At 73.9% G+C, this 23,510-nt stretch carries 18 protein-coding genes; 9 read left to right on the forward strand and 9 right to left on the reverse strand.

Going from position 1 to position 23,510, the window contains the following annotated elements; all coding sequences use genetic code 11:
- The first annotated feature begins 25 nt into the window (after positions 1-25).
- The 3 genes from AB0I29_RS18370 to AB0I29_RS18380 all read left to right on the forward strand — a co-directional run bounded on the left by AB0I29_RS18370 (position 26) and on the right by AB0I29_RS18380 (position 2,622).
- A complete protein-coding gene (locus AB0I29_RS18370) occupies positions 26-880 on the forward strand; it encodes a glutamate ABC transporter substrate-binding protein (protein WP_357484069.1) in 855 nt (284 codons plus the stop codon).
- 141 nt (positions 881-1,021) lie between these two features.
- The gene (locus tag AB0I29_RS18375; RefSeq protein ID WP_285105303.1) at positions 1,022-1,711 is read left to right on the forward strand and encodes an amino acid ABC transporter permease; all 690 of its coding nucleotides are present in this window, start codon (positions 1,022-1,024) and stop codon (positions 1,709-1,711) included.
- On the forward strand, positions 1,708-2,622 hold the full coding sequence (locus AB0I29_RS18380; protein ID WP_285104961.1) for an amino acid ABC transporter permease: 915 nt from the start codon (positions 1,708-1,710) through the stop codon (positions 2,620-2,622). Before AB0I29_RS18375 ends, AB0I29_RS18380 begins: the two co-directional genes overlap by 4 nt.
- A gap of 106 nt (positions 2,623-2,728) precedes the next feature.
- On the opposite strand, the gene AB0I29_RS18385 is transcribed toward AB0I29_RS18380, so the two are convergent.
- The 3 genes from AB0I29_RS18385 to AB0I29_RS18395 all read right to left on the reverse strand — a co-directional run bounded on the left by AB0I29_RS18385 (position 2,729) and on the right by AB0I29_RS18395 (position 5,137).
- A complete protein-coding gene (locus tag AB0I29_RS18385; RefSeq protein ID WP_357484072.1) occupies positions 2,729-3,385 on the reverse strand; it encodes a regulatory protein RecX in 657 nt (218 codons plus the stop codon).
- A 34-nt stretch (positions 3,386-3,419) separates the two neighbouring features.
- Positions 3,420-4,640, reverse strand: a complete 1,221-nt coding sequence (recA, locus tag AB0I29_RS18390) for a recombinase RecA (RefSeq protein WP_357484075.1) — start codon at positions 4,638-4,640, stop codon at positions 3,420-3,422.
- Positions 4,641-4,900: 260 nt separating this feature from the next.
- Complete coding sequence (locus tag AB0I29_RS18395) at positions 4,901-5,137, reverse strand: DUF3046 domain-containing protein (protein WP_285104967.1); 237 nt, start codon at positions 5,135-5,137, stop codon at positions 4,901-4,903.
- Positions 5,138-5,196: 59 nt separating this feature from the next.
- On the opposite strand from AB0I29_RS18395, the gene AB0I29_RS18400 reads away from it, so the two are divergent.
- Entirely contained in the window at positions 5,197-10,284 is a 5,088-nt protein-coding gene (locus tag AB0I29_RS18400) for a DEAD/DEAH box helicase (protein ID WP_357484079.1), read from the forward strand.
- Here the strand turns inward: AB0I29_RS18400 and AB0I29_RS18405 are convergent.
- Positions 10,250-11,026 (reverse strand): DUF998 domain-containing protein, encoded by a 777-nt coding sequence (locus AB0I29_RS18405; protein WP_285104972.1) that lies wholly within the window; start codon positions 11,024-11,026, stop codon positions 10,250-10,252. The two genes, AB0I29_RS18400 and AB0I29_RS18405, sit on opposite strands and share 35 nt — an antisense overlap.
- Before the next feature lie 211 nt (positions 11,027-11,237).
- Between AB0I29_RS18405 and AB0I29_RS18410 the strand changes: the two genes are divergently transcribed.
- The gene (locus AB0I29_RS18410; protein WP_357484082.1) at positions 11,238-12,032 is read left to right on the forward strand and encodes a DNA-formamidopyrimidine glycosylase family protein; all 795 of its coding nucleotides are present in this window, start codon (positions 11,238-11,240) and stop codon (positions 12,030-12,032) included.
- A 144-nt stretch (positions 12,033-12,176) separates the two neighbouring features.
- Here the strand turns inward: AB0I29_RS18410 and AB0I29_RS18415 are convergent, their stop codons facing one another.
- The 3 genes from AB0I29_RS18415 to pgsA all read right to left on the reverse strand — a co-directional run bounded on the left by AB0I29_RS18415 (position 12,177) and on the right by pgsA (position 13,886).
- Entirely contained in the window at positions 12,177-12,530 is a 354-nt protein-coding gene (locus AB0I29_RS18415) for a helix-turn-helix transcriptional regulator (protein WP_182614568.1), read from the reverse strand.
- A gap of 247 nt (positions 12,531-12,777) precedes the next feature.
- Positions 12,778-13,299 carry a CinA family protein gene (locus tag AB0I29_RS18420; protein ID WP_357484087.1) on the reverse strand — a complete coding sequence of 174 codons (522 nt, stop codon included), beginning with the start codon at positions 13,297-13,299 and terminating at the stop codon, positions 12,778-12,780.
- A complete protein-coding gene (gene pgsA, locus AB0I29_RS18425) occupies positions 13,296-13,886 on the reverse strand; it encodes a CDP-diacylglycerol--glycerol-3-phosphate 3-phosphatidyltransferase (protein ID WP_285104978.1) in 591 nt (196 codons plus the stop codon). Before pgsA ends, AB0I29_RS18420 begins: the two co-directional genes overlap by 4 nt.
- A 92-nt stretch (positions 13,887-13,978) precedes the next feature.
- On the opposite strand from pgsA, the gene AB0I29_RS18430 reads away from it, so the two are divergent.
- Complete coding sequence (locus tag AB0I29_RS18430; protein WP_357484090.1) at positions 13,979-15,247, forward strand: CapA family protein; 1,269 nt, start codon at positions 13,979-13,981, stop codon at positions 15,245-15,247.
- A gap of 21 nt (positions 15,248-15,268) precedes the next feature.
- On the opposite strand, the gene AB0I29_RS18435 is transcribed toward AB0I29_RS18430, so the two are convergent.
- A complete protein-coding gene (locus AB0I29_RS18435) occupies positions 15,269-17,881 on the reverse strand; it encodes a DNA translocase FtsK (protein ID WP_285104983.1) in 2,613 nt (870 codons plus the stop codon).
- 263 nt (positions 17,882-18,144) lie between these two features.
- Complete coding sequence (locus AB0I29_RS18440) at positions 18,145-18,555, reverse strand: hypothetical protein (protein ID WP_285104985.1); 411 nt, start codon at positions 18,553-18,555, stop codon at positions 18,145-18,147.
- Between the two features lie 85 nt (positions 18,556-18,640).
- Here AB0I29_RS18440 and AB0I29_RS18445 point away from each other — a divergent pair, with 85 nt between their 5' ends.
- The 3 genes from AB0I29_RS18445 (at position 18,641) to AB0I29_RS18455 (ending at position 23,500) form a co-directional block, all read left to right on the forward strand.
- Positions 18,641-19,228 (forward strand): TetR/AcrR family transcriptional regulator, encoded by a 588-nt coding sequence (locus AB0I29_RS18445; RefSeq protein ID WP_357484095.1) that lies wholly within the window; start codon positions 18,641-18,643, stop codon positions 19,226-19,228.
- 64 nt (positions 19,229-19,292) lie between these two features.
- Entirely contained in the window at positions 19,293-21,152 is a 1,860-nt protein-coding gene (locus AB0I29_RS18450) for an HSP90 family protein (RefSeq protein WP_357484098.1), read from the forward strand.
- The gene (locus AB0I29_RS18455; RefSeq protein WP_357484100.1) at positions 21,149-23,500 is read left to right on the forward strand and encodes a hypothetical protein; all 2,352 of its coding nucleotides are present in this window, start codon (positions 21,149-21,151) and stop codon (positions 23,498-23,500) included. The genes AB0I29_RS18450 and AB0I29_RS18455 overlap by 4 nt, the downstream gene beginning before the upstream one ends.
- The last annotated feature ends 10 nt before the right edge of the window (positions 23,501-23,510 follow it).

Consider the following 23,510-nt stretch of genomic DNA (forward strand, 5'->3'; position numbering starts at 1 on the left):
GGTCCCGGACTACCGAAGGGCAATCATGCGCAAGCACACCATGGGCCTCCTGGCGATGGCGGCTGCCTCGACACTCGCGCTTTCCGCGTGTGGCGGCGGCGAGGTCGGCGAGCCGACCGACGGCGACGACACCGCCGCGGGCGGCGGCGACACCATCCGCATCGGTATCAAGTACGACCAGCCGGGACTCGGCCTGCAGGAAGGCGACACGTTCACGGGCTTCGACACCGACGTCGCCCGCTACGTCGCCGACAAGCTGGGCTACTCCGAGGACCAGATCGAGTTCGTCGAGACCATCTCGGCCAACCGCGAGACGGCGCTGCAGAACGGCGACGTCGACATGATCTTCGCGACCTACTCGATCAACGACGACCGCAAGGAGCTCATCGACTTCGCGGGCCCGTACTTCGTCGCCGGTCAGGACCTGCTGGTCGCGGCCGACAACACCGACATCACCGGCCCGGAGACCCTCGAGGGCAAGAAGCTCTGCTCGGTCACCGGATCGACCTCCGCCGAGAACATCAAGACCCAGTACTCCGAGGGCGTGCAGCTCGTGGAGCGCGGCGGCTACGCCGAGTGCGCCACCGCTCTCGCGTCGGGCGCCGTCGATGCCGTGACCACGGACGACATCATCCTCGCCGGCCTGGCCGCGACCGAGGAGAACGCCGGCAAGTTCAAGGTCGTCGGCGCGCCCTTCTCCGAGGAGCGCTACGGCGTCGGCCTCCCGAAGGGCTCCGACCAGTGCGAGGACATCAACGCCGCGATCACCGAGATGATCGAGGACGGCACCTGGGACGAGCTGGTGGCCGCCAACACCGAGGGCGCCGACTACACGCCGAACGCGGACCTGAACCCGCCGACGCCGGACGCCTGCGCGTGACCCCGCGGTACCCCGCCTGACCACAGTGCCTGACGCCGGACCGACTGCCTCCCTCGGGGCGCGGTCGGGCCGGCGTCAGCCACGTCCGGCGTCGTCGACAGGTGTCGCACGACGCCCCTGACCTATCCCTGAAAGGTGACCGTGGACGACTTCTTCTCCGGGTTCGCCGAGCTCTTCGCTCAGTACGACGTCCTGGCTGCGTTCTGGGTCAACATCCAGCTCACGTTCTGGGCCGCGCTGCTGTCCCTGGTCCTCGGTACCGTGCTCGCCCTGATGCGCATCTCCCCGATCGCATCGCTCCAGTGGGCAGGCACCGCCTACGTGACGATCTTCCGGAACACACCGCTGACGATCATCCTCACGTTCATGTACCTCGTGGTGTTCTCGCAGCTCGGGATCACGCTCACCGACGACCTGAACTCCACGTTCTTCTGGTTCGCGGTGATCGGCCTCTCCGTCTACCACGCGGCCTTTGTCTGCGAGGCCATCCGCTCCGGTGTCAACACGGTCCCGGTGGGACAGGCCGAGGCCGCCCGGGCGATCGGGCTCTCGTTCCTGCCGGCAGCACGCCTGGTGATCCTGCCGCAGGCGTTCCGCGGAGCCATCGCACCGCTGGGCAACACGCTCATCGCGCTGCTGAAGAACTCGACCGTCGCCGTGGCGGCCTCGGTCGCCACCGAGACGTCGTCACTGATGAGGACCATGATCGAGTTCCGGCCCGACCTGATGGTCGCCATCTTCCTGCTCTTCGCCGTCGGCTACGTGATCCTGGTGATCCCGATCGGCCTGGGCACCACCTGGCTGTCCCAGCGACTGGCGGTGAAGCGATGAGCGCCTCCGTCCTGTTCGACGCCCAGGGACCCCGGGGCCGGGCGCTGTCCGTGGCCGGCAACATCGCGGCGGCCGTGGCGATCGTCGCCGGGCTCGGCTGGGTAGCCGTGGCCCTGTACGACAAGGGCCAGTTCGAGTCGACGCTCTGGGAGAACGCCGTCTCCGCGGAGGCCTGGCAGTACTACTACCTGCCCGGCCTGCAGAACACCCTGCGCTCGGCAGCGTTCGCCACCGTGGGCGCGGTCCTGTTCGGCCTCGTCCTCGGCGTCGGCCGGCTGGCGCACAACCGAGTCGTCCGGTGGGTGTCCGGCGTGGTCGTGGAGTTCTTCCGCGCCGTGCCGGTGCTGCTGATGATGATCTTCTTCTACATGTTCTTCTCGGCACAGGCGCAGTGGATCGCCGACCGGCCGTTCGCCGCGGTGGTCCTGGCGCTCGTCCTGTACAACGGCTCGGTCATCGCGGAGCTGGTCCGGGCCGGGGTCGGGAACCTTCCGAAGGGCCAGGGCGAGGCCGGTCTGGCGATCGGTCTGACGCCCTCGCAGACGCTCCGCTCGATCCAGCTGCCGCAGGCGCTCGTCGCCATGCTCCCCGCGATGGTCTCGCAGCTCGTCGTGGTGCTCAAGGACTCGGCGCTCGGGCAGATCATCCTGTACTCCGAGCTGCTCCGGTCCGCGCAGATCCTGTCGTCGAAGGAGCAGAACCCCCTGCAGACGCTGGCCGTGGTGGCGGTCGTGTTCATCGTGATCAACTGGATGCTGACCACCGTGGCGCACCGTCTCGCGAAGCTGCTCTCCGGTCGTACCGCGGGGTCCACGGCCGAGGGGCCAGGGATCGGCAACCCCACGATCGTGCCTGGCGGTCCCGTGGGCGGCGGAGCGGGCCCCGGCGCGGGTGCGGGTGCTGCCGTCTAGCGCGCTGCCATCCCTCAGGTCGCCAGAGGCGCCCCAGCACCTGCTGGGGCGCCTCTGGCGTTGCCGGCCCGGACGTCGTTGCGGCACCGGACCGGGCATCGCTGCTTCAGTCCTCGGCGTGGCCCAGGTCGTCCGTCTCCTCGCCCTCGGCGGCCAGCGCGTCCCGGACCAGCTCGAAGGCCAGGCCGGGGGCGTAGCCCTTGCGCGCGAGCGAGCCGACGGCACGGCGCACCCGCACCTGCCGGTCGAGGCCGCGCGTGCGGGTGACGAGCTTGCCGGCGAGCCGCGCGCCCGCCGCCCGCTCGTCGTCCGGGTCGAGCTGGTCGAGGGCCTCGACGGCCGTGTCCTCGTCGATGCCGCGCCGGCGCAGCTCCGCGACGATGCCGCGCCTCGCCAGGCCCCGCTCGGCGTGCCGGGTGCGCACGATCGTCTCCGCGTAGGTCGCGTCGTCCACCAGGCCCACCTCGCCGAACCGGTCGAGCACCTGCACGACGACGTCCTCCGGGTACCCCTTGCGGGCCAGGGACTGCTCGAGCTCACGACGCGACTTCTGCGCCGCCGTCAGGATCCGGAGGACCACCTCACGAGCCTTCTCCACGGCGTCGTCCCGGCTGATCTCGCCGGCCTCCAGGCGCTCCGCGACGGTCTTCCGGGGGGCCCGCTCGCCGCCGCCGCGCCCGGCGCCGCGGCGCCCGCGACCGCCCGCCCGACGCTCGTCCCGGTCACCCTCCGAAAAGGCCGGATGGCCCCGACGCTTCCCCACGCCGGGACCATCCGCTGGATCACCGTACTGCACGTCAGAACGGAGCCTTCTCGGCGGCCGCCTCCGCCTTGGCCGCGGTCTTCGAAGACGTCGTCTTGACGGCGGTCTTCGCGCGCGTCGCCGTCGTCTTCGTGGCCTTGGCCGTGGTGGTCGTCCGCGAGGACGAGCTGGCCGCCGCGACCGTGCCCGTGGGCGGAGCGGCCTCGGTCGCCGAGGGGGCGGGAGCACCCGCGGCCGGGTCCGCCGGGGCGTCGACCTTCGGTCCCACGCCCAGCTTCTCCTTGACCCGCTTCTCGATGTCGTTGGCGAGGTCGGGGTTGTCGCGCAGGAAGGACCGCGCGTTCTCCTTGCCCTGGCCGAGCTGGTCGCCCTCGTAGGTGAACCACGAGCCGGACTTGCGCACGAAACCGTGCTCCACGCCCATGTCGATGAGCCCACCCTCGCGGGAGATGCCGTGGCCGTACAGGATGTCGAACTCCGCCTGCTTGAAGGGCGGCGCCATCTTGTTCTTGACGACCTTCACGCGGGTGCGGTTACCGACCGCGTCCGTACCCTCCTTGAGGGTCTCGATGCGGCGGATGTCGAGCCGGACCGACGCGTAGAACTTCAGCGCCTTTCCACCGGTGGTGGTCTCGGGCGAGCCGAAGAACACGCCGATCTTCTCGCGCAGCTGGTTGATGAAGATCGCGGTGGTGCCGGACGCGCTGAGCGCGCCGGTGATCTTGCGCAGGGCCTGCGACATGAGGCGGGCCTGGAGACCCACGTGGCTGTCGCCCATCTCGCCCTCGATCTCGGCCTTCGGCGTCAGGGCCGCGACGGAGTCGATGACGATGATGTCGAGCGCACCGGAGCGGATCAGCATGTCCGTGATCTCCAGCGCCTGCTCGCCGGTGTCCGGCTGCGAGACCAGGAGGGCGTCGGTGTCGACACCGAGCTTCTTGGCGTACTCCGGGTCCAGCGCGTGCTCGGCGTCGATGAACGCCGCGATGCCGCCCAGTCGCTGGGCGTTGGCCACCGCGTGCAGCGCGATGGTCGTCTTGCCCGAGGACTCGGGGCCGTACACCTCGACGATGCGGCCGCGCGGGAGGCCGCCGATGCCGAGCGCCACGTCGAGGGCGATCGAACCGGTGGGAACCACCTCGATGGGCGCGCGGGTCTCGTCGCCGAGGCGCATGACCGAGCCCTTGCCGAAACTACGGTCGATCTGTGCGAGGGCGGCCTCGAGGGCCTTGTCGCGGTCTGCTGGTGCGGGCATGTGCAACACCTTCGGTCTCTGGGCGCTCTGTGCGCCGACATGGATGGCTCGGTACGTCGTTGCCGACCGTACGCGGAGCCACTGACACGGACGCCTGCTCCGGCCGCCGCCTGTGGACGACGTTCCGAAATCCGTGCCTGTGGTCAAAGTCTAGCCGAACGCGTGTTCGAGGCAAGGCAGGACACACCGGTGTGTCGCAGGACATCTCGCCGAGGCGGGCACGGCGGTCGGAAACGTCGCTCGGCGCGGTCGGGACGCCCTCAGCGACGGGGCGGCGGGGCCTGCCGGTACTTGTCGGTGCCCCACCGGTCGGCGTCGGGCACGTCCAGCGCGTCGCACAGCGCGTGCCACACGTCGCGCGGCTCGTCGCCGTCCGCCAGGGCGACCGCCGGGGTGCGCCCGTCGAGCGCGGGCAGCACCTGCTCGCGCGCCAGCGCACGTCCGTAGGCGGGGCCGAACACCTCGTCGACCAGCTGCCAGAAGTCCCGTTCACGCACCCGTCAACCCTACGACGCCCCGGCACCTCCCCCGGCCCGTGTCAGTGGTCGGGGACAGAATGGGGACCATGCCCTCGCCCGACGACCCGCTCTCCCGGTTCGGCCCGGCCACCCGTACCTGGTTCACGGGTGCGTTCGCCCAGCCCACCGCCGCCCAGGCCGGCGCGTGGGACGCCGTGGCGCGCGACCAGCACGCCCTCGTGGTCGCGCCGACCGGGTCGGGCAAGACGCTCGCGGCGTTCCTCTGGTCGATCGACCGGATCATGTCCGCACCGCTGCCCCAGGAGCGGGCGCGCCGCTGCCGCGTGCTGTACGTGTCGCCCCTCAAGGCCCTGGCCGCGGACGTGCAGCGCAACCTGCGCTCCCCGCTGACGGGCATCCGGCAGGCCGCGGCGCGCGACGGCATCGACGTGCCCGACGTCACCGTCGGCATGCGCACGGGTGACACGCCCCCGAGCGAACGGCGCTCGTTCGCCACGCGCCCCCCGGACATCCTGGTCACCACGCCGGAGTCCCTCTTCCTCATCCTCACCTCGTCGGCCCGCGCCGGGCTCGCGGGCGTCGAGACCGTGGTGCTCGACGAGATCCACGCCGTCGCGGGGACCAAGCGCGGCGCCCACCTGGCCCTGAGCCTGGAGCGCCTCGACGCCCTGCTCGACCGGCCCGCCCAGCGGATCGGCCTGTCCGCCACGGTGCGCCCGGTCGAGGCCGTCTCCCGGTTCCTCGGCGGCGGCCGCTCCGACGAGTCGGCGCGCGAGGTCGTCGTCGTGCAGCCGCCGTCGCACAAGGAGTGGGCCATCGACGTCGTCGTGCCCGTCCCGGACCTCACGGACCTGGGCAGCGCGCCCAGCGCCGGCGTGCCGGACCCGGGCCGCACCGACGGGGCCGGCCCCGGCACGGGCGACGACGAGATCGACCTCTCGGGCGAGGCGACCCAGCCCCTGCGCAGGGCCTCGGTCTGGCCGCACGTCGAGGAGCGCGTGGTCGACCTCGTGGCCGACCACACCTCCACCATCGTCTTCACCAACAACCGGCGCGGCGCCGAGCGGCTGACCGCGCGGATGAACGAGGTCTGGGCCCAGCGCCAGGGCCTCGACGTCGCCGACCCGGCCGGCACATGGGCCGCGCTCGTGCCGGGCCAGTCGGGCACGGCCGCGGGGATCCCCCGGCCCGTGCCCGGGGAGCGCGGCATGCCCGAGGCGGTCCCCGGACAGCCGGCCGGACCGGACGGGACCGGACGGGCCGAGACGGTGCTCGCGCGCGCCCACCACGGGTCGATGAGCCGGGCGGAACGCACCCGCACCGAGACCGAGCTCAAGGAGGGCCGCCTGCCCGCCGTGGTCGCGACGTCCTCCCTGGAGCTCGGTATCGACATGGGCGCCGTGGACCTCGTGGTGCAGGTGGGCGCGCCGCCGTCGGTCGCGAGCGGGCTGCAGCGCATCGGCCGCGCGGGCCACCAGGTGGGCGCCGTCTCCAAGGGCGTGGTGTTCCCGATGTTCCGGGGCGACCTGGTGCCGGCCACCGTCATCGCGCAGCGCATGCGCACGGGCGCCATCGAGCACATGCACGTGCCGGCCAACCCGCTCGACGTCCTGGCGCAGCAGGTGGTCGCGGCGCTGGCCGTGGACGACTGGGACGAGGCCGAGCTGCTCGCCCTCGTGCGCCGGGCCGCGCCGTTCGCGCACCTCGGCGACGCCACCTGGCGCGCCGTGCTCGACATGCTCGCCGGGCGTTACCCCAGCGAGGACTTCGCCGAGCTGCGGGCCCGCATCACCTGGGACCGCGCCACCGGTTTGCTGCGCGGCAGGCCCGGCGCGCTGCGCCTGGCCGCCACGAGCGGCGGCACCATCCCCGACAAGGGCGCCTACGGCGTCTTCCTCGCCACCGACGCGGCGGACGGCGGCGTGCTGGCCGACGGCACCACCGGCGGCGCGAGCGGCGCCAGGGCCCGCGGGGGCCGGCGCGTCGGCGAGCTCGACGAAGAGATGGTCTACGAGTCCCGGGTGGGCGACACGTTCACGCTGGGGTCGAGCACCTGGCGCATCGAGGAGATCACCACCGACCGGGTGCTGGTCACACCGGCGCCCGGCCTGCCGGGTCGCCTCCCCTTCTGGAAGGGCGACGCCCCCGGCCGCCCGGCCGAGCTCGGGCGCGCGGTGGGCGCGTTCGTCCGCGAGGCCGACGCCGCCCTGGCCGCCGACGTCGACGCCGGCCGCAAGCACCTGCGCGAGGCCGGGCTCGACGACTGGGCCGCGGACAACCTCGCCGCCTACCTCACCGAGCAGCGGCTGGGCACGGGCCGCGTGCCCGACGACCGGACGGTCGTGGTCGAGCGGTTCCGGGACGAGCTGGGCGACTGGCGCGTCGTGATCCACTCGCCGCTCGGGGCGCGCGTGCACGCGCCGTGGGCCCTCGTGATCAGCGCGCGGCTGAGGGCCCGGTTCGGCCTGGACGTCGCCGCCATGCACTCGGACGACGGGATCGTGCTGCGGCTGCCCGACTCGGGCGGCGGCTGGGACGGCGACCCGTGGGACGCGGGCGCGGACGGCGGCGCGCCAGGCACGACCCTCGACGGGACCGACGCCCAGGCCGGCTACGGGGCACTCGACGGCGAGGCGCACCCGCAGCACGTCCCGGGCCGGGTCACCCTCGAGGACCTGCTGCTGGACCCGGACGAGGTGCTGGGCGCCGTCCGGGACGAGCTGGGCTCCTCGGTCATGTTCGCCGCGCGGTTCCGGGAGGCGGCCGCACGCGCCCTCCTGCTGCCGCGACGCCGGCCGGACAAGCGCCAGCCCCTGTGGCAGCAGCGCCAGCGGTCGGCCCAGCTCCTGGAGGTGGCCAGCCAGTTCCCGGACTTCCCGATCGTGCTGGAGGCCGCCCGCGAGTGCCTCCAGGACGACTTCGACGTGGCAGCCCTGGCCGACCTCATGCGCGAGATCGGCCAGGGCGGCGTCCGGGTCGTCGAGGTCACGACCCCCACGCCGTCGCCGTTCGCCCAGTCGCTCCTGTTCGGCTACACGGCGCAGTTCCTGTACGACGGCGACGCGCCCCTGGCCGAGCGCCGCGCGGCGGCCCTGTCGCTGGACCCGGAGCTGCTCGCCGAGCTGCTCGGGGAGCAGGGCTCGGCCGACCTCGCGGACCTGCTCGACCCCGGGGCCGTGGAGCGCACCGAGGCCGAGCTCGCCGGGCTCGCCCCCGACCGGCAGGCTCTCGACGCCGAAGGGCTGTGGGACCTGCTGCGGCGCACGGGGCCGCACCCGCTGGACGCCCTGGAGGCGCGCACCCGCGAGGACGCCCGCCACGCCGTGGGCCGCTGGCTCGAGGAGCTGGAGTCCACACGCCGCGTGATCCGGGTCCGGTTCGCCGGCCTGGAGCAGTGGGCGGTCGCGGAGGACGCCGGCCGCCTTCGGGACGCGCTCGGCGTGGCGCTCCCGGTGGGCATCCCCGAGACGTTCACCGAGCTGGTGCCCGACCCGCTCGGCGACCTGCTGCGCCGCCACGCGCGCACGCACGGGCCGTTCGGCGCGCAGGCCCCGGCCCAGCGGTTCGGGCTGGGCGTCGCGGTCGTCGCCCAGGGCCTGGCCCGGCTGGAGGCGGACGGCGCGCTCGCCCGTGGGCGGCTGCGGCCGGGCGCGCTCGGCGGCACGGGCGACGAGTGGTGCGACCCCGGCGTGCTGCGCCTGCTGCGCCGGCGCTCCCTGGCGGTCCTGCGGGCCGAGGTGGAGCCCGTGGAGCAGGAGGCCCTCGGCGCCTTCCTGCCGCGCTGGCAGAACGTCTCCACGGGCCTGCTGCGCGGGGCCGACGGGCTGGTGCAGGCGATCGAGCAGCTCGCGGGCGCGGCGGTCCCGGCGTCGGCCCTGGAGACCCTGGTGCTGCCCGCCCGGGTGACCGACTACTCCCCCGCCCTGCTCGACGAGCTGACGGTGACGGGCGAGGTGCTGTGGGCGGGACACTCCCGCCTGCCCGGGTCGGGCGGCGGGGACGGGCTGGTCTCCCTCCACCTGGCCGACGGAGCCCCGCTCACGCTGTCCCCGCTCGCACCGGTCGAGGAGGAGAGCCCGCTCGACTCCGACCTGCACCGCGCGGTGCTGGACCTGCTGACGGGCTCGGGCGGGTTCTTCCTGCCCCGCGTCGCCGAGCTCACCTCCGCCGAGCCGGACGCCGTGCTGGAGGTGCTCTGGGACCTGGTCTGGGCCGGCCAGGTCACCAACGACGGGCTGGGCGCGCTGCGCGAGCGGGTCAGCGGCGGCGGCGCCCACCGCGCGCCCCGCACCGCCGCCCGCGCCCGTCCGGTGCGGCGGTCCCGGTTCGCCGTGTCCCCCGGCCGCCCCGCCTCGGCCCTCCGGTCCGGCGCCTCGGCCGTGGGCGGTGGCGGCCGCTGGGCGGCCCTGCCGATGCGCGAGGCGGACCCCACGCTGCACGCCCACGCCCTGACCCAGGTGCTGCTCGAACGGCACGGGGTGCTGACCCGGTCCGCCGCGGCCGCGGAGGGGGTCGGGACGGGCTACCGCGACGTGTATCGCGTGCTGTCCGGCCTGGAGGAGCGCGGTGCGGTGCGCCGCGGGTACTTCGTGGAGCACCTCGGCGGGTCGCAGTTCGCCCTGCCCGGCGCCGTCGACCGGCTGCGGGTGGACGCGGCCGACCGCACGCGGATCGTCGAGGCGGAGCGGGAGGACGCGGAGCGGACGGCGGCGGTCGCGGCCCCCACCGGCGCGGCCAGCACCAGCGGCGTCGTCGTGCTGGCCGCGATGGACCCCGCCAACCCGTACGGCGCGGCGCTCGCCTGGCCGGCCGGCCCGGCGGCGGACGCCGGAGCGGCGTCCGACGGCACACCCGGCAGCAGGTCCGCCCACCGGCCCGGCCGCAAGGCCGGGGCCGTCGTGGTGCTCACCCACGGCGACCTGGCCCTGTTCGTGGAGCGGGGCGGGCGCACGGTGCTGTCGTTCACCGAGAATCCCGCCCGGCTCGCGACCGCGGCCGCCGCACTGGCCAGGACGGTCCGGGAGGGCCGGCTCGGGCGGCTGGTGGTCCAGCGGGTCGACGGCGTGCCCGCGCTGGAGGCCGCACGGCACCATCCGACGGCGCGCGCGCTGGTCGAGGCGGGCTTCGCGATCACTCCGCGCGGTCTGCGGATCTCGGTCCGCTGAACGCCAGGGCCGGGCCGGCGCCGTCGAGCGGCCCGATGGCGTCGAGCGGCCCGGTCTCGTCCAGCGCCGCGTCCGGGCCCTCGCGGTCGATCGTCGCGCCCAGCAGGAACAGGTAGCCGATCATGATCACGAACCCCACCCGCTCGATGAGGCCGAAGGCGGCGATGCCGGAGTCGGCGAAGAAGACGAGCGACAGGTGGATCACAAGGAACAGCCCGACCATCACGCCGAGCGCACCGGCCGCCGACCGCAGGGTCCGCGGGAAGGTCGAGCGCGGCCGCGTGATCGACCGCTCCAGGCTCAGCCCGACCACCGGGAGCACGCAGAAGGCCGTGGCGGCGCTCACCCGGTGGATCACGGCGGACAGCGACGCGTCCGTCCCGGGCGGGTCCGTGGGGAACGCTCCGACCAGGACCATCGCGACGGCGTAGACGATCATCGCGCCCGCGGGCACCAGGCCGGCGGCGAGGCCGGTGCGGTACATCCGCACGGTGAGGATGAGGCCGAGGACGGCGAGCACCACCCCGCCGGCGAGGATCATCTCGCCGCCGCCGGGCACGAAGGCGTACCAGCTGATCGGGTCGAGCACCGGGTCGACGACCGACGCGCCCAGCACGTGGGCGGCGATCATCGGCAGCAGAGCGGTCGCGCCGAACCAGCTCACGGTACGGGTGTTGCGGGGGTCTGGGGAGGCCATCGACTGGTCTGGGCGTTCGCCCAGGTCAGCGGTTACAACGGTCATGGGACAAGAGTTGCCGAGCGAGCGCCGGAAAGCCATCGGGTTTACCCCCGGTCACGCCCTGACCCGCACTCGGGGCCATCCCTGACCGGCCCTCGGCGGCCCGGCGGCTGGGTTCCGGCGCAACCCAGATCACATGGGTGATATGCCGGTTGTGCCGCCTTCCCCGGCCGACCGCGCACTACGCTGAAGCCCCACGACGAGGGGAGCGTCCGTGCCCGAGGGGGATGTCCTGCGCCTCACCGCCGAGCGCCTCACCGCGGCGCTGCGAGGTCTGCCGCTCGTCCGCGCGGAGCTGCGCTGGCCCAGCGCGGGCGCCGCCAACCTGACCGGAGCCACCGCGCTGGAGACCAGCGCGTACGGCAAGCACCTGCTCACCCGGCTCGACGACGGCCGCACCCTGCACACGCACCTGCGCATGGAGGGGCTCTGGAAGGTGCACCGGACGGGCTCGCGTGACGCCTCGGCCCGCAACCCCGCCATCCGCGCCGTGCTCGCCACGGACGCCTGGACCGCCACCGGCTGGCACCTCGGCATGCTCGACCTGCTGCGCACGCACGACGAGAGCCGCATCCTCAACGGCCTGGGCCCGGACGTGCTCGGCGCCGACTTTCCCACCACCGGGCTGGCGGACGGCGTGGCGCGGCTCGCCCGCGAGCCCGAGAGGCCGCTGTGCGCCGCCCTGCTGGACCAGCGCACGGTCGCGGGCATCGGCACCATCTGGATGGCCGAGTCGCTCTTCGCGCGGCGGCTGTGGCCGTGGCGGCCGGCCGGCACGCTGCCCGACGGCGAACGCGCGGTGCTGCTGCGCACGGCGCGCCGGCTCATGGAGCGCAGCGTCACCGTCGGACGGGCGCGCGGCCTGGGGGCCGTCGAGATGCACGTGCACGGACGGGCGGGCCGGCCGTGCCACCGGTGCGGCACGCCGGTGGCCGTCGGCACGGCGAACGAGAAGCCCTACGAGCGCCCGGTCTTCTGGTGCCCCACGTGCCAGGCCGGTCCGATCTAGGACGACCCCCGCACGGCCGACCCCCGCACGGCCGGGCCGGCGCGGCCGGCGTGGCCCAGGGTGCGAACGCACCGGAGCGGGGCACCACCTGGGTGGTGCCCCGCTCCGGTTCTGCCCTGCTGCGACTCTCGCCCAGCCGGCCTGTCAGCCGACCGGTGCCAGGTCGGACGGGTCGACCTCCCGCCGCGCTGCGGTCCGGTCGCCTCCCCTGGCCAGCAGCCCGGCGACGAAGTCCGCCGGGATCGTGTCGGGAATCTGGAATCCTTCGGCCACCGCGACGCGGTCGCTCACCTCACGCAGCACCAAGGACAGCGGCACGTCGAGCGCCTCGCAGATGGAACCGAGAAGCTCGGACGACGCCTCCTTCTGCCCGCGCTCCACCTCACTGAGGTAACCCAGCGACACCCGCGCCGCCGACGACACCTCGCGGAGGGTGCGCCCCTGACGCTGCCGCGTGTCTCGCAGCACGTCTCCGATTTCTCGCCGTAGTACGACCATCTCGCGCCCCCTTTCAGTGCCTGTCCCTGACCTCACGCCCTGCCCTGCCTGGACCGGACGCGCCTTGCGTGTGGTACGGCCTCCGTGCGCGGAGGTCGTTCTACCGTACCCCGCGCTCGAAGAGTTCTTACGCCGGCCCCGAGTGGTCGGCCTGTTCGTGATCACACCGGGACCAACGCCGTGGGTATGAGCCTTGTTCCCGAAGTGTTCCCGCGTCAAGCCCTGTGCAAGATTAAGCCAAGAAGTTTCACTTGTCTGTAACTTCAGGGAACGGATCTGGGTACGAGTCGGTTTTTTCACCCGACGCCTCGCTGACGAGCAGCGACGCGAGCTCGATGACCCCGCGCGCCGCGTCGCCGATGATCTGCGGCCGGTCGCCCGTCAGCTCCAGCCGGTGCACCTCGGACGCGACCGGGGTGCTCACTGCGACGAAGACCACACCCGGCGGCTGGCCGTCCTGCGGGTCCGGGCCCGCGACCCCGGTCGTGGCGAGGCCCACGTCGGCCCCCGTCGCCCGGCGCACGCCGTCCGCCATCTGGGCGGCGACGGCCTCGTCCACGGCGCCGCGCTCGGCGAGCAGGTCCGCGTCCACGCCGAGCAGCCCGGCCTTCAGGTCGGTGGCGTAGGCGACGATGCCGCCGCGCAGCACCTTCGACGCACCCGGCACCGACACGAGCGTCGCCGTGACCAGCCCGCCCGTCAGCGACTCGGCCACCCCGATGGTCCAGCCGCGGGCGGCAGCCGCCTCCAGCAGGCGCGGCGCCGTCATGCCTGCGGCGTCCGGGCCCGGGCGTCGCGTCGGATCTTCCAGCCCTGGTACACGTACTCGACGCCGGTCACGACCGTCACGACGAACGCCGCCATGAGCACGACCCAGGCGATCACCGTGAGCCAGTCGAGGCCCTCGCGCGGCAGCAGGAACAGCGAGATCGCCACGGTCTGCAGCACGGTCTTGAGCTTGCCGCCGCGCGACGCGGGCATGACCTCGTACTTGAGCATGCCCATCCGCATGAACGTGATGCCCAGCTCACGCACCAGGATCACCACCGGGATCCACCAGGGCAGCTCGCCGAGCGGGATCCAGAGCAGGATCAGGGCGGCGCCCACGAGCAGCTTGTCCGCGATCGGGTCGAGCAGCTTGCCCAGGTCGGTGATGAGGCCGCGCGACCGCGCGAGGTAGCCGTCGACCTTGTCCGACACCGCCGCGACCACGAAGATCGCCGTGGCCACGAGCCGCCACGTCGTGTCGTCCCCGCCCTCGACGAGAAGTGCCCAGGCGAAGAACGGGACCATGGCGATGCGAATCATCGTGACGATGTTCGCAATGTTCCAGGGCGACGGAGCGTCGTTGACCATTGCTCAAGCCTAGCCGCGGTTCACCCGCACCCCGGACCGACCGCCGGCGGCGTCCGGTCGCTCCCCTTCCCGGCCTGCCATAACATCCGGGAGTGGTCAACGTCCGCCCGCTGCGGTTCCTCGCGTCCGCCGCGGTGACCTGCGCCCTCGCGGCCACGTCGGCGGGCTGCACGCCCGCCCCCGGTGTGCCGGTGCCCACCAGTGGCACGCCGGCGTCGTCCTCCCCGGCCGCACCTCCGACCTCCGCCGCGCCGCCCTCCCCGTCGCCCACGCCGCAGGACGTCGAGCTCACGCTGCTCGCCGGGGGCGACGTCCTGACCCACGAACCGGTCAACGACTCGGCGACCGGGCCGGACGGGTTCGACTACACGCCGCTGCTGGCGGGCATCGACCCGTGGGTCGCCCGCGCCGACCTGGCCCTGTGCCACCTGGAGGTGCCGGTCGCGCCACCGGGCACGCAGCCGGCCGGCTACCCCGTGTTCCGCGCGCCCCAGGAGATCGTCCGCGACCTGGGCGAGCAGGGCTGGGACGGCTGCTCGACGGCGTCCAACCACGCGGCCGACTCCGGGTACGACGGCATCGCCGCTACGCTCGGGGCGCTCGACCGGGCCGGGATGGGCCACGCCGGGACGGCGCGCAACAAGCGCGAGTCCCGCAGCCCCCAGCTCTACGAGCTGCGACGGGAGGGCCGGACCGTCACGGTCGCCCACCTGTCGGCGGCCTACGGGCTGAACGGGCTGGAGCCGCCCCACGGCTCCTGGTCGGTGGACCTCATCGACGCCGGGCGGATCGTCGAGCAGGCCAGGGCGGCGCGTGCCGCGGGAGCGGACCTGGTGGTGGTCAGCCTGCACGACGGCACGGAGTACGTCACCGAGCCCACCGACCACCAGAAGGAGACCGCCAAGGCCCTGGCCAGGTCCCGCCAGGTGGACCTCGTGATCGGGCATCACGCCCACGTGCCGCAGCCGCTGGAGCACCTGCGCGGCGGCCCGGGCGGCGACGGCATGTGGGTGGCCTACGGCCTCGGCAACCTCCTGTCCAACCAGGGGACTCAGTGCTGCGTGGCGGCGTCCGCCGTCGGCCTGCTGCTGGTCGCGGACGTCGTCCAGCCGCCTGGCGGGCCCGCCCGGGTCACGGACGCGCGCTGGGCGGCGACCACCGTGGACCGCGCCGCCGGGCACCGGCTGCACTGGACCCGCGACGCGCTGGCGCACCCGGAGCGCGGGCAGCTCGGCACGGGCGAGCTCACCGACCGCCTCCGGATCGCCCAGGACGCCGCCGGGGACGCGGCGGACGAGCAGCGCCGGCCGCCCCGGGGGCACGCGGGCAAGCCGCCCGTGGTGGTCCGGCGCACCGGCTGAGAGGTCAGCGCACAGGCCGAGTCAGCGCACCGGCTCGGCGTCGTCGTGGTAGTCCCGGGCGACCGGCGGCATGTGCCCGTCCGTCCCGTCGGCGTACTGGTCGGCGGAACCGTACGACCCGCCGTCGTCCGGCTCGGCGTCGTCGGAGGACGCCTGGTCGAAGACCTGGGCCGGCTGCTCGCCGCGGATCAGCGCGAGCGCGGAGGGCAGGTCGTCGGCGGCCACGAGCACGTCGCGCGCCTTGGAGCCCTCCGAGGGCCCCACGATCTCCCGCGACTCCAGCAGGTCCATGAGGCGCCCCGCCTTGGCGAAGCCCACGCGGAGCTTGCGCTGGAGCATGGACGTGGACCCGAACTGGGTGGTGACGACGAGCTCGGTGGCCTGCAGCAGCAGGTCGAGGTCGTCGCCGATGTCCTCGTCGACCTGCTTCTTGGCCGCGGCGGGCGCGGCCACGTCCTCGCGGTAGATCGGCTTGAGCTGACCCTTGACGTGCTCGACGACCTGGTGCACCTCGGACTCGGTGACCCAGGCGCCCTGGACGCGCATCGGCTTGGCCGCGCCCATGGGCAGGAACAGGGCGTCACCCTGGCCGATGAGCTTCTCGGCGCCGGGCTGGTCCAGGACCACGCGCGAGTCGGCGAGCGACGACGTGGCGAAGGCGAGCCGCGAGGGCACGTTCGCCTTGATCAGGCCGGTCACGACGTCGACGGACGGGCGCTGCGTGGCCAGCACGAGGTGGATGCCCGCCGCGCGGGCGAGCTGCGTGATGCGCTGGATCGAGGCCTCGACGTCGCGCGGGGCGACCATCATGAGGTCCGCGAGCTCGTCGACCACCACGAGCAGGTACGGGTACGGCGCGATCTTGCGCTCGGAGCCCGGCAGGGGCTTGACCTTGCCGGCGCGGACGGCGACGTTGAAGTCGTCGACGTGCTTGTAGCCGAAGGTCGCCAGGTCGTCGTACCGGGCGTCCATCTCGCGCACCACCCAGTCGAGGGCCTCGGCGGCCTTCTTGGGGCTGGTGATGATCGGCGTGATCAGGTGCGGGATGCCCTCGTAGATCGTGAGCTCGACGCGCTTGGGGTCCACGAGGATCAGGCGCACCTGCTCGGGCGTGGACCGCATGAGGATCGAGGTGATCATCGAGTTGATGAAGCTCGACTTGCCGGCGCCGGTGGCGCCCGCCACGAGGATGTGCGGCATCTTGGCGAGGTTGGCCACCACGTAGCCGCCCTCGACGTCCTTGCCCACGCCCATGACCATCGGGTGCTCGGTGCGCCGCGCCGCGCCGGAGCGCAGCACGTCGCCCAGCACGACGGTCTCGCGGTCGGAGTTCGGGATCTCGATGCCGATGGCGGACTTGCCCGGGATGGGCGACAGGATGCGCACGTCCGCGCTCGCCACCGCGTACGCGATGTTGTTGGACAGCGACGTGATGCGCTCGACCTTGGTCTTGGCGCCCACCTCGACCTCGTACCGCGTGACCGTCGGGCCGCGGCTGAAGCCGGTGACCTTCGCGTCCACGCCGAACTGCTCGAACACGCCCGTCAGCGACTCGACGACCCGGTCGTTCGCGGCCGAGCGCGCCTTGTGCGGCGGACCCTGCACGAGGACGTCCTCGTCCGGCAGCAGGTAGACGGTGTCGCCCTCCAGCATGGGCTGCACGCCCCGGGGCATCGGCTCGGCGTCGCGCGGCGGCCTGGGTCCGTCCTTCTTCGCCGACGCCGGCTCGCCGTCCGGCCCGAGGACACCCGGGCCGATGGCGGGGGCGCCGGTGACCTTGCCGGCGGACTGGCCGGTCGGGATGCGCTGGGTCGTGGCCTTGCCGGCCTTGCCGGCACGCTGCTCGACCTCGGCGGCCTTCTCGAAGGCCTCGTCGCCGACGAAGCCGGCCAGGCGCTCCTTCTCCGCGGCGATCTCCTGCTTGGTGCGGCGCTTGCGGCGCTTGGGCTCCGGCGTGCCGTCGTGGGCGGAGACGCCGTCGGCCAGGGCGAGCCCGTCCTCGCCCGTGTCGTCCGCCTCGCGGTGGTTGCCCGTGAGGCGGTCGTACAGGCCGCGCAGGCGGGCGGGGATCCGGTGCACCGGCGTGGCGGTGACGATGAGGATGCCGAAGAACCCGGCTAGCACGTAGAGCGGGATGGCGAACCACTGGGTCAGCCCGGTGACGACCGGGGTGGCGAAAAGGAACCCGATCACACCACCGGCGTCCTGCACCGGGGTGAAGCCGTCCGCGGGCGACGGCAGGCCGGCGCTGATGTGCACCAGCGAGCACGTGGCGACGACCAGGAAGCTGAGCCCGATCGCCACCCGGCCGTTCTGCTGGGTGCGCTCCGGATGGCGCATGACGCGGAAGGCGAGCCACATGAGCAGCACGGGGAGGGCCACGCCCGCGACGCCGAGCGTGCCCGCGACCACCGCGTGCACGCCGTCGCCGAAGGGGCCGTCGATCCCCCACCACTCACGCGCCGCGACGATGACCGCCACGGCGAGAAGTGCGAAGCCGACGCCGTCGCGCCGGTGGTCCGGTTCCAGTTCCTGCCCTCCCTGCCCTTCCGCGTTCTGCGAGCCCGTGCCGGACCCCTCCGGCGCCGTCCGCGGTCCGGCGGCGCGGGTAGCGCCACCGACCGCGTGCGCCATGCCCATCCAGAGGCCGCGGACCGCCCGGACCGGCCACGGCGGGCGGGACGGTGCGGGCGCAGCCTTGGCCGCCGGGCGGGTAGCCCCCCGGCGCTGTGTCGATCGCCTCGACGCTGCGGCCCGGGGCTTGGCGCTCTTCGCGCCCTGCCCGGAGCTCTTCCCGGAACCTCGCCGGGCCGACGTGCGGGTCGCCATGATGCCGCCACCGTAACCGGCGGCGGCGGCCCGGCCCGGGAACCCTCGCGGTGTGTCCTGGACCCCGCTCAGGCCAGGAGCAGGCCGATCGCGAGCATCACCACGCCCGCGCCCAGGGCCACCGCGCCGACAGGCAGGAGCACGACGGCGCGGTTGGGCGAGGTGCGCCCCTGCCCGATCGCGGAGAGGAAGAACCCCGCGGGCAGGAGGATCGCGGCGCACAGCACCCCGGTGGCGGCGAGCCAGCGCGCGAACCCGGTCAGGTCCGTCGCCTCCGTGAGCAGCAGGCAGAGCAGACCGAGGATCACCAGCACGCCCGCGTGCGCGTGGCCGGCCCGGAAGAAGCTCTTCTGCAGGTCGGTGGTGGGGAGCCGGCCGCCGAAGACCTTGAGCAGGAAGAAGCCGCCGGACTCGATCCCGACGACGGTCAGCAGCACGATGCCCGCGGTGATGCGGGCCGGGTCCGAGAGCTCGAGCACGACGTCCTCCTGGGGTGCGAATGTTTTGTAACAGTGTTATCAAACATCGTTCGCAAACTGGCGTCAAGGCTTCTAGACTCGCGACATGGCCCGACCCCGACTGCACGACGACGCCCTGCGCACCCGGCTCCTGGAGGTCACCTCCCGGGTGGTCTCGTCCGACGGCGAGAACGCGGTCACCGTGCGCAAGGTCGCCGCCGAGGCCGGGACCAGCGCGTCGGCGGTCTACGCCCTGCTCGGCTCGCGTGAGGCGCTGGTCGGGGCGGTCTCCGAGGAGGGGTTCCGGCGGTTCGCCGAGCGCCTGGCCGCCGTCGGGCAGGGCGACGACCCGGCGGCGGACCTGCGCGCCCTCGGCCGCACCTACCGGCGGTTCGCCCTGGCGGACCCGCACTTCTACCGTGTCATGTTCTACCGCGGGGTGACGCCGGCCGACAGTGAACCGGAGGCCGCCGTCGACAGCCCGACGTTCTGCGTGCTGCACGACGCCGTCGCCCGGGTCCTGCGCGGGGCGCCGCCCGAGCACGTGCTGAGCGCCGCCGTGGGGCTGTGGGGTCTGGTGCACGGGCTGGTGTCGCTCGAGCTCGCCGGGCTGCTGCCGGGCGACGAGGCGGCACGGGAGGCCGCGTTCGACCGGGCTGCAGGGACGGTCGGGTCAGCACTGCTGCGGGGCTGACGGCGGACTACGTGCCGGACTTTCGTGGGGAGTGTCAGAGTGCGCCACTAGCATCGCGCCCACCATGACGACGCAAGAGACCCCGACGGATTCACCGCACACGTTCCAGGTCGACCTTCGTGGGTTGGTGGACCTGTTGTCCCAGCACCTGTACGCCAGCCCCCGCGTCTACGTGCGCGAGCTGCTCCAGAACGGCGTCGACGCGATCACCGCGCGGCGCGCCCTCGACCCCGCCGCCCCCGGCACGGTGCGCATCCGGGCGACCGGCACCGACCTGCGGGTCACCGACTCCGGGATCGGCCTGACCGAGCCGGAGGTGCACCAGCTCCTGGCCACGATCGGGCGCAGCTCCAAGCGCGACGGCCTCCAGGAGGCCCGCAAGGAGTTCCTCGGCCAGTTCGGCATCGGCCTGCTGGCCTGCTTCGTGGTGGCGGAGACCATCCGGGTGGTCAGCCGCTCCGCCCGGACGCCCGACGCCCTGCCGGTCGAGTGGGTGGCGCGCGGCGACGGCTCGTACACGGTGCGCACCCTCGACGTCGCCGAGCACCCGGAGCCCGGCACGACGGTCCACCTCGTGGCCCGGCACGGCAGCGAGCAGTGGTTCGAGGCCGACACCGTGGCCGACCTCGCCGCCGACTTCGGCGCGCTCCTGCCGTACGACGTCCGCGTGGGCGACGAGCCGATCACCGGGCAGCGGCCGCCGTGGGAGTCCGAGCACCCCAGCCCGACGGCACGGGCCGCCGCGCTGTCCGCCTACTGCCAGGACACGTTCGGCTTCGCGCCGCTCGACTCGGTCGAGCTCGACCTGCCGCTGGTCGGCATCCGCGGGGTCGCCTACGTGCTGCCCGGCGTCGTCAGCCCCGCGCAGCGCGGCGGGCACCGCGTGCACCTCAAGGGCATGCTGCTCACCGACCGCGCCGAGACCCTGCTGCCCGACTGGGCGTTCTTCGTGCGGTGCGTGCTGGACACCGACACGCTGCGCCCCACGGCCAGCCGCGAGCAGCTCTACGAGGACGAGACGCTGGCCGCCGTCCGCGACGCGCTGGGCGACCGGGTCCGTGGCTGGCTCGCGCAGCTCGCGACCACCTCGCCGGAGCGCCTGCGGCGCTTCCTGTCGGTGCACCACCTGGGGGTCAAGGCGCTCGCCCTGCACGACGACGACGTGCTGCGCACCATGCTCCCCTGGCTGCCCTTCGAGACGTCGGAGGGCGAGCTGACGCTCGACGACCTCGCCCGCCGGCACCGGACCGTGCACTTCACGCGCACGGTCGACGAGTTCCGGCAGGTCTCGGCCATCGCCGCGGCGCAGGGCATGGCCGTGGTCAACGGCGGGTACACCTACGACGCCGCGCTGGTCGAGGCGCTCCCGCTGGCCCGGCCCGACGTCACCGTCGAGGAGCTGGACGCGTCGGTCGTGACGGCGCATCTCGACCACGTGGACCCGGCCGCCGAGCTCGCGCTGGCCCCGTTCCTCGCCACCGCCCGGGTGCGCCTGGACCCGCTGGACTGCGACGTCGCCGTGCGGGCGTTCCACCCGGCGTCCCTGGCCGCGATCCACCTGGACGACCGGTCCGCCCGGCACGAGCGCGCCCGCGCCGAGGCCGAGAGCCAGGCCGACGACCTGTGGGCCGGCATCCTGGGCTCCCTGCGGGACGAGGCGCCCCGCGCCCGGCTCGTGCTGAACCACCTCAACCCGCTGGTGCGCCGCATCGCGGGCCTGCCCGACCCCGACCTGGCCGGCGTGGCCGTCGAGGCCCTCTACGGGCAGTCGCTGCTCCAGGCCCGCCGCCCCCTGCGTCCGGTGGACCAGGCGCTCGTCAACCGCGCGTTCGGGGAGCTGCTGGAGTGGGCCGCGCCCGCCGTGCCACCAGCCCGCGACGACCGGCCGGAGCGCCGGCCCGACACCCAGGAGACCGACCGATGACCGAGATCACCGACCTCGCGACGCTCCAGGAGGCGATCTGGGAGAACAACCAGCGTCCCCACGGCACGTCGCAGGCCGCGGCGGCGGAGAACATCCTCGCCCAGGCCGAGCTCCTCGGGCCCGAGGCCGAGATCAAGGCGGTCTTCCACCTGATCAGCGCCTACGAGTTCAGCGCGGACCGGCACAAGGTGCTGGTCCCGTTCGCCCGCGCCCTGCGGCTGTGGGACCAGGACCCGAGCGTGTTCGACCACGCCGGCACCCACGCGCTGTTCTGGGACTTCAAGTGGGTGACGACGGGCATGCTCGACCTGCCCCGGGTGCCGCTCGCCGCCATCGAGAACTGGCTCACGGAGATGGACCGACGCTACCGGCTGGCCGGGCACACCGACCGGGCCGTGCGGATGTCCGAGTTCTACATCGCCGACCACGTGGGCGACACCGAGCGGGCGCGGCGGGCGTTCGACGGCTGGCTCGCCGCCGAGCGCGGCGAGATGGCCGACTGCCACGCCTGCGAGACCGCACGGCAGGGCGAGTTCTACTGCGACGAGGGCGACGACGCCAAGGCGGTCCAGCACTGGCAGCCCGTGCTCGACGGCCGGCTGACCTGCGCCGAGGAGCCGCACCGTGCGCTGGCACGCTCGCTGCTGCCCCTGGTCCGGCTGGGCCGCCTCGACGAGGCCCGGGCCAACCACATGCGCGGCTACCCCATGGTCAAGGGCTCGGAGAGCCTGATGCACTCGGTGGCCAAGCACATCGAGTTCTGCGCGCTGACCGGCAACGAGGCGCGCGCGCTCGAGCTCCTCGCCGACACGCCCGGCTACTTCCAGGCCGACGGCGAGCCCGAGCCCCGCATGGGCTTCTACGCCGTGACCGCGCTGCTCATGGACCGTCTGGTCGCCCTCGGCCGCGGCGACCTGCGGGTCACCGGTCCCGCCGGCCGCGCATGGACCGCCGCCGAGCTGGCCGGGCACGCCCGGACGGAGGCGCTGACGCTGGCCGGCCAGTTCGACGCCCGCAACGGCACGACGGCGGTGAGCGGGCGCGTGCGGGCCGGCCTGGACGCGCAGCCGCTGCTGGACCGGCTGCCGCTGGGCCTGCGCGCGGTGCTCCCGGCGGCCGGCGCCGGCGCGTCCCTGGCCGGCGTGGTGCCGGAGCCCGGCGTGGCGCAGGGCAGCGTCGGCACGCCGGAAGGCCCGACCGGCGCCGCGCCGGCGGATGCCGACGACGTGGCGGAGACCGAAGGTGACGGTGGTGCCGGCGAGATGCCCGCCGCCGTCCGCGCGGCGCTCGACCGGTACGACAAGGCCCGGGAGAACGAGGACCTGGCCGGCATGCGAGCGGGCATGTCGGAGGCGATCGACCAGGCCGGCGACGCCGCGGCGCCGGGGTGGCGCGCGGGCGCGCACCTGCAGCTCTCGGAGGTGCTGGCCGCCGAGGAGGACCTGCCCGGCGCCGTGCACCACGCCTACGAGGCCGTGGCCTGGGCCGACCTCGCCGACCGGGACGTCGCGGTCGTGGCCAGGACCCGGCTCGGCGCCCACCTGATGGCCGGGCACCGGCTCGACGAGGCGGCACCGGTGCTGGAGCAGGCCCTGACCGACCTGGACCCCTCCCCCGAGGTGCACGGCGAGGGCACCCTCGTGCAGGTCCGCTGGTGGCTCGGCGACTGCGCTGCCGCCCGTCACGAACCCGCAGAGGCCGCCAAGCACTGGCTCGCCGCCGCGCAGGTGGCGCAGCACTGGCCGGAGCAGGACGACCACGCGATGCTCGCCACCCTCGCCGCCGAGGCCCTGGAACGGGCCGGGGAGAACCTGTCGGCGGAGCTGGCGTACGAGCGGGCGGCGGACCTGTGGGCCGAGACCGGCGACGCGCTGCGCCAGGTGCGCACCACCCGCGCGTGGGCGTGGGCCGTCCGCGGCCGCGACGTCGCCGAGGCAGGCCGGATCATGACCGGCGCGACCCGGGTGTGCGAGGCCGCGCTCGCCGACTCGACCGACCCCGACGAGCTCGCCGAGCTGCGGCTTCAGCTGCCCGAGACGCTCGAGCAGCACGCCCGGATCATCGCCGACGAGGACGTGGAGACCGGCCGCTTCGGCGGGCTCTACGACGGCGCCCTGGCGGAGGCGTACGCGCTGGCCAGCCGCGCCGAGTCCCTCCTGCGGGAGTCCGACGACGTCGCCCGCTGGTGCCGCGGCGCCCTCCTGGCCGCTGAGCTCGCGGTCGAGTCCGGCAGCACCGCGAGCGGCCTGGAGCTGGTCGCGGCCGTGGAGGCGAGGATCGAGGGCGACGAGGAGCTGCGCGGCTTCGGCGGCCACGCGAGCTGGATCCGCGACCAGGTCACCAGCTGACCTGCTCATG

Origin of the sequence: Promicromonospora sp. NPDC050262, assembly GCF_040655935.1 — a bacterium.
Classification (GTDB): Bacteria; Actinomycetota; Actinomycetes; order Actinomycetales; family Cellulomonadaceae; genus Promicromonospora.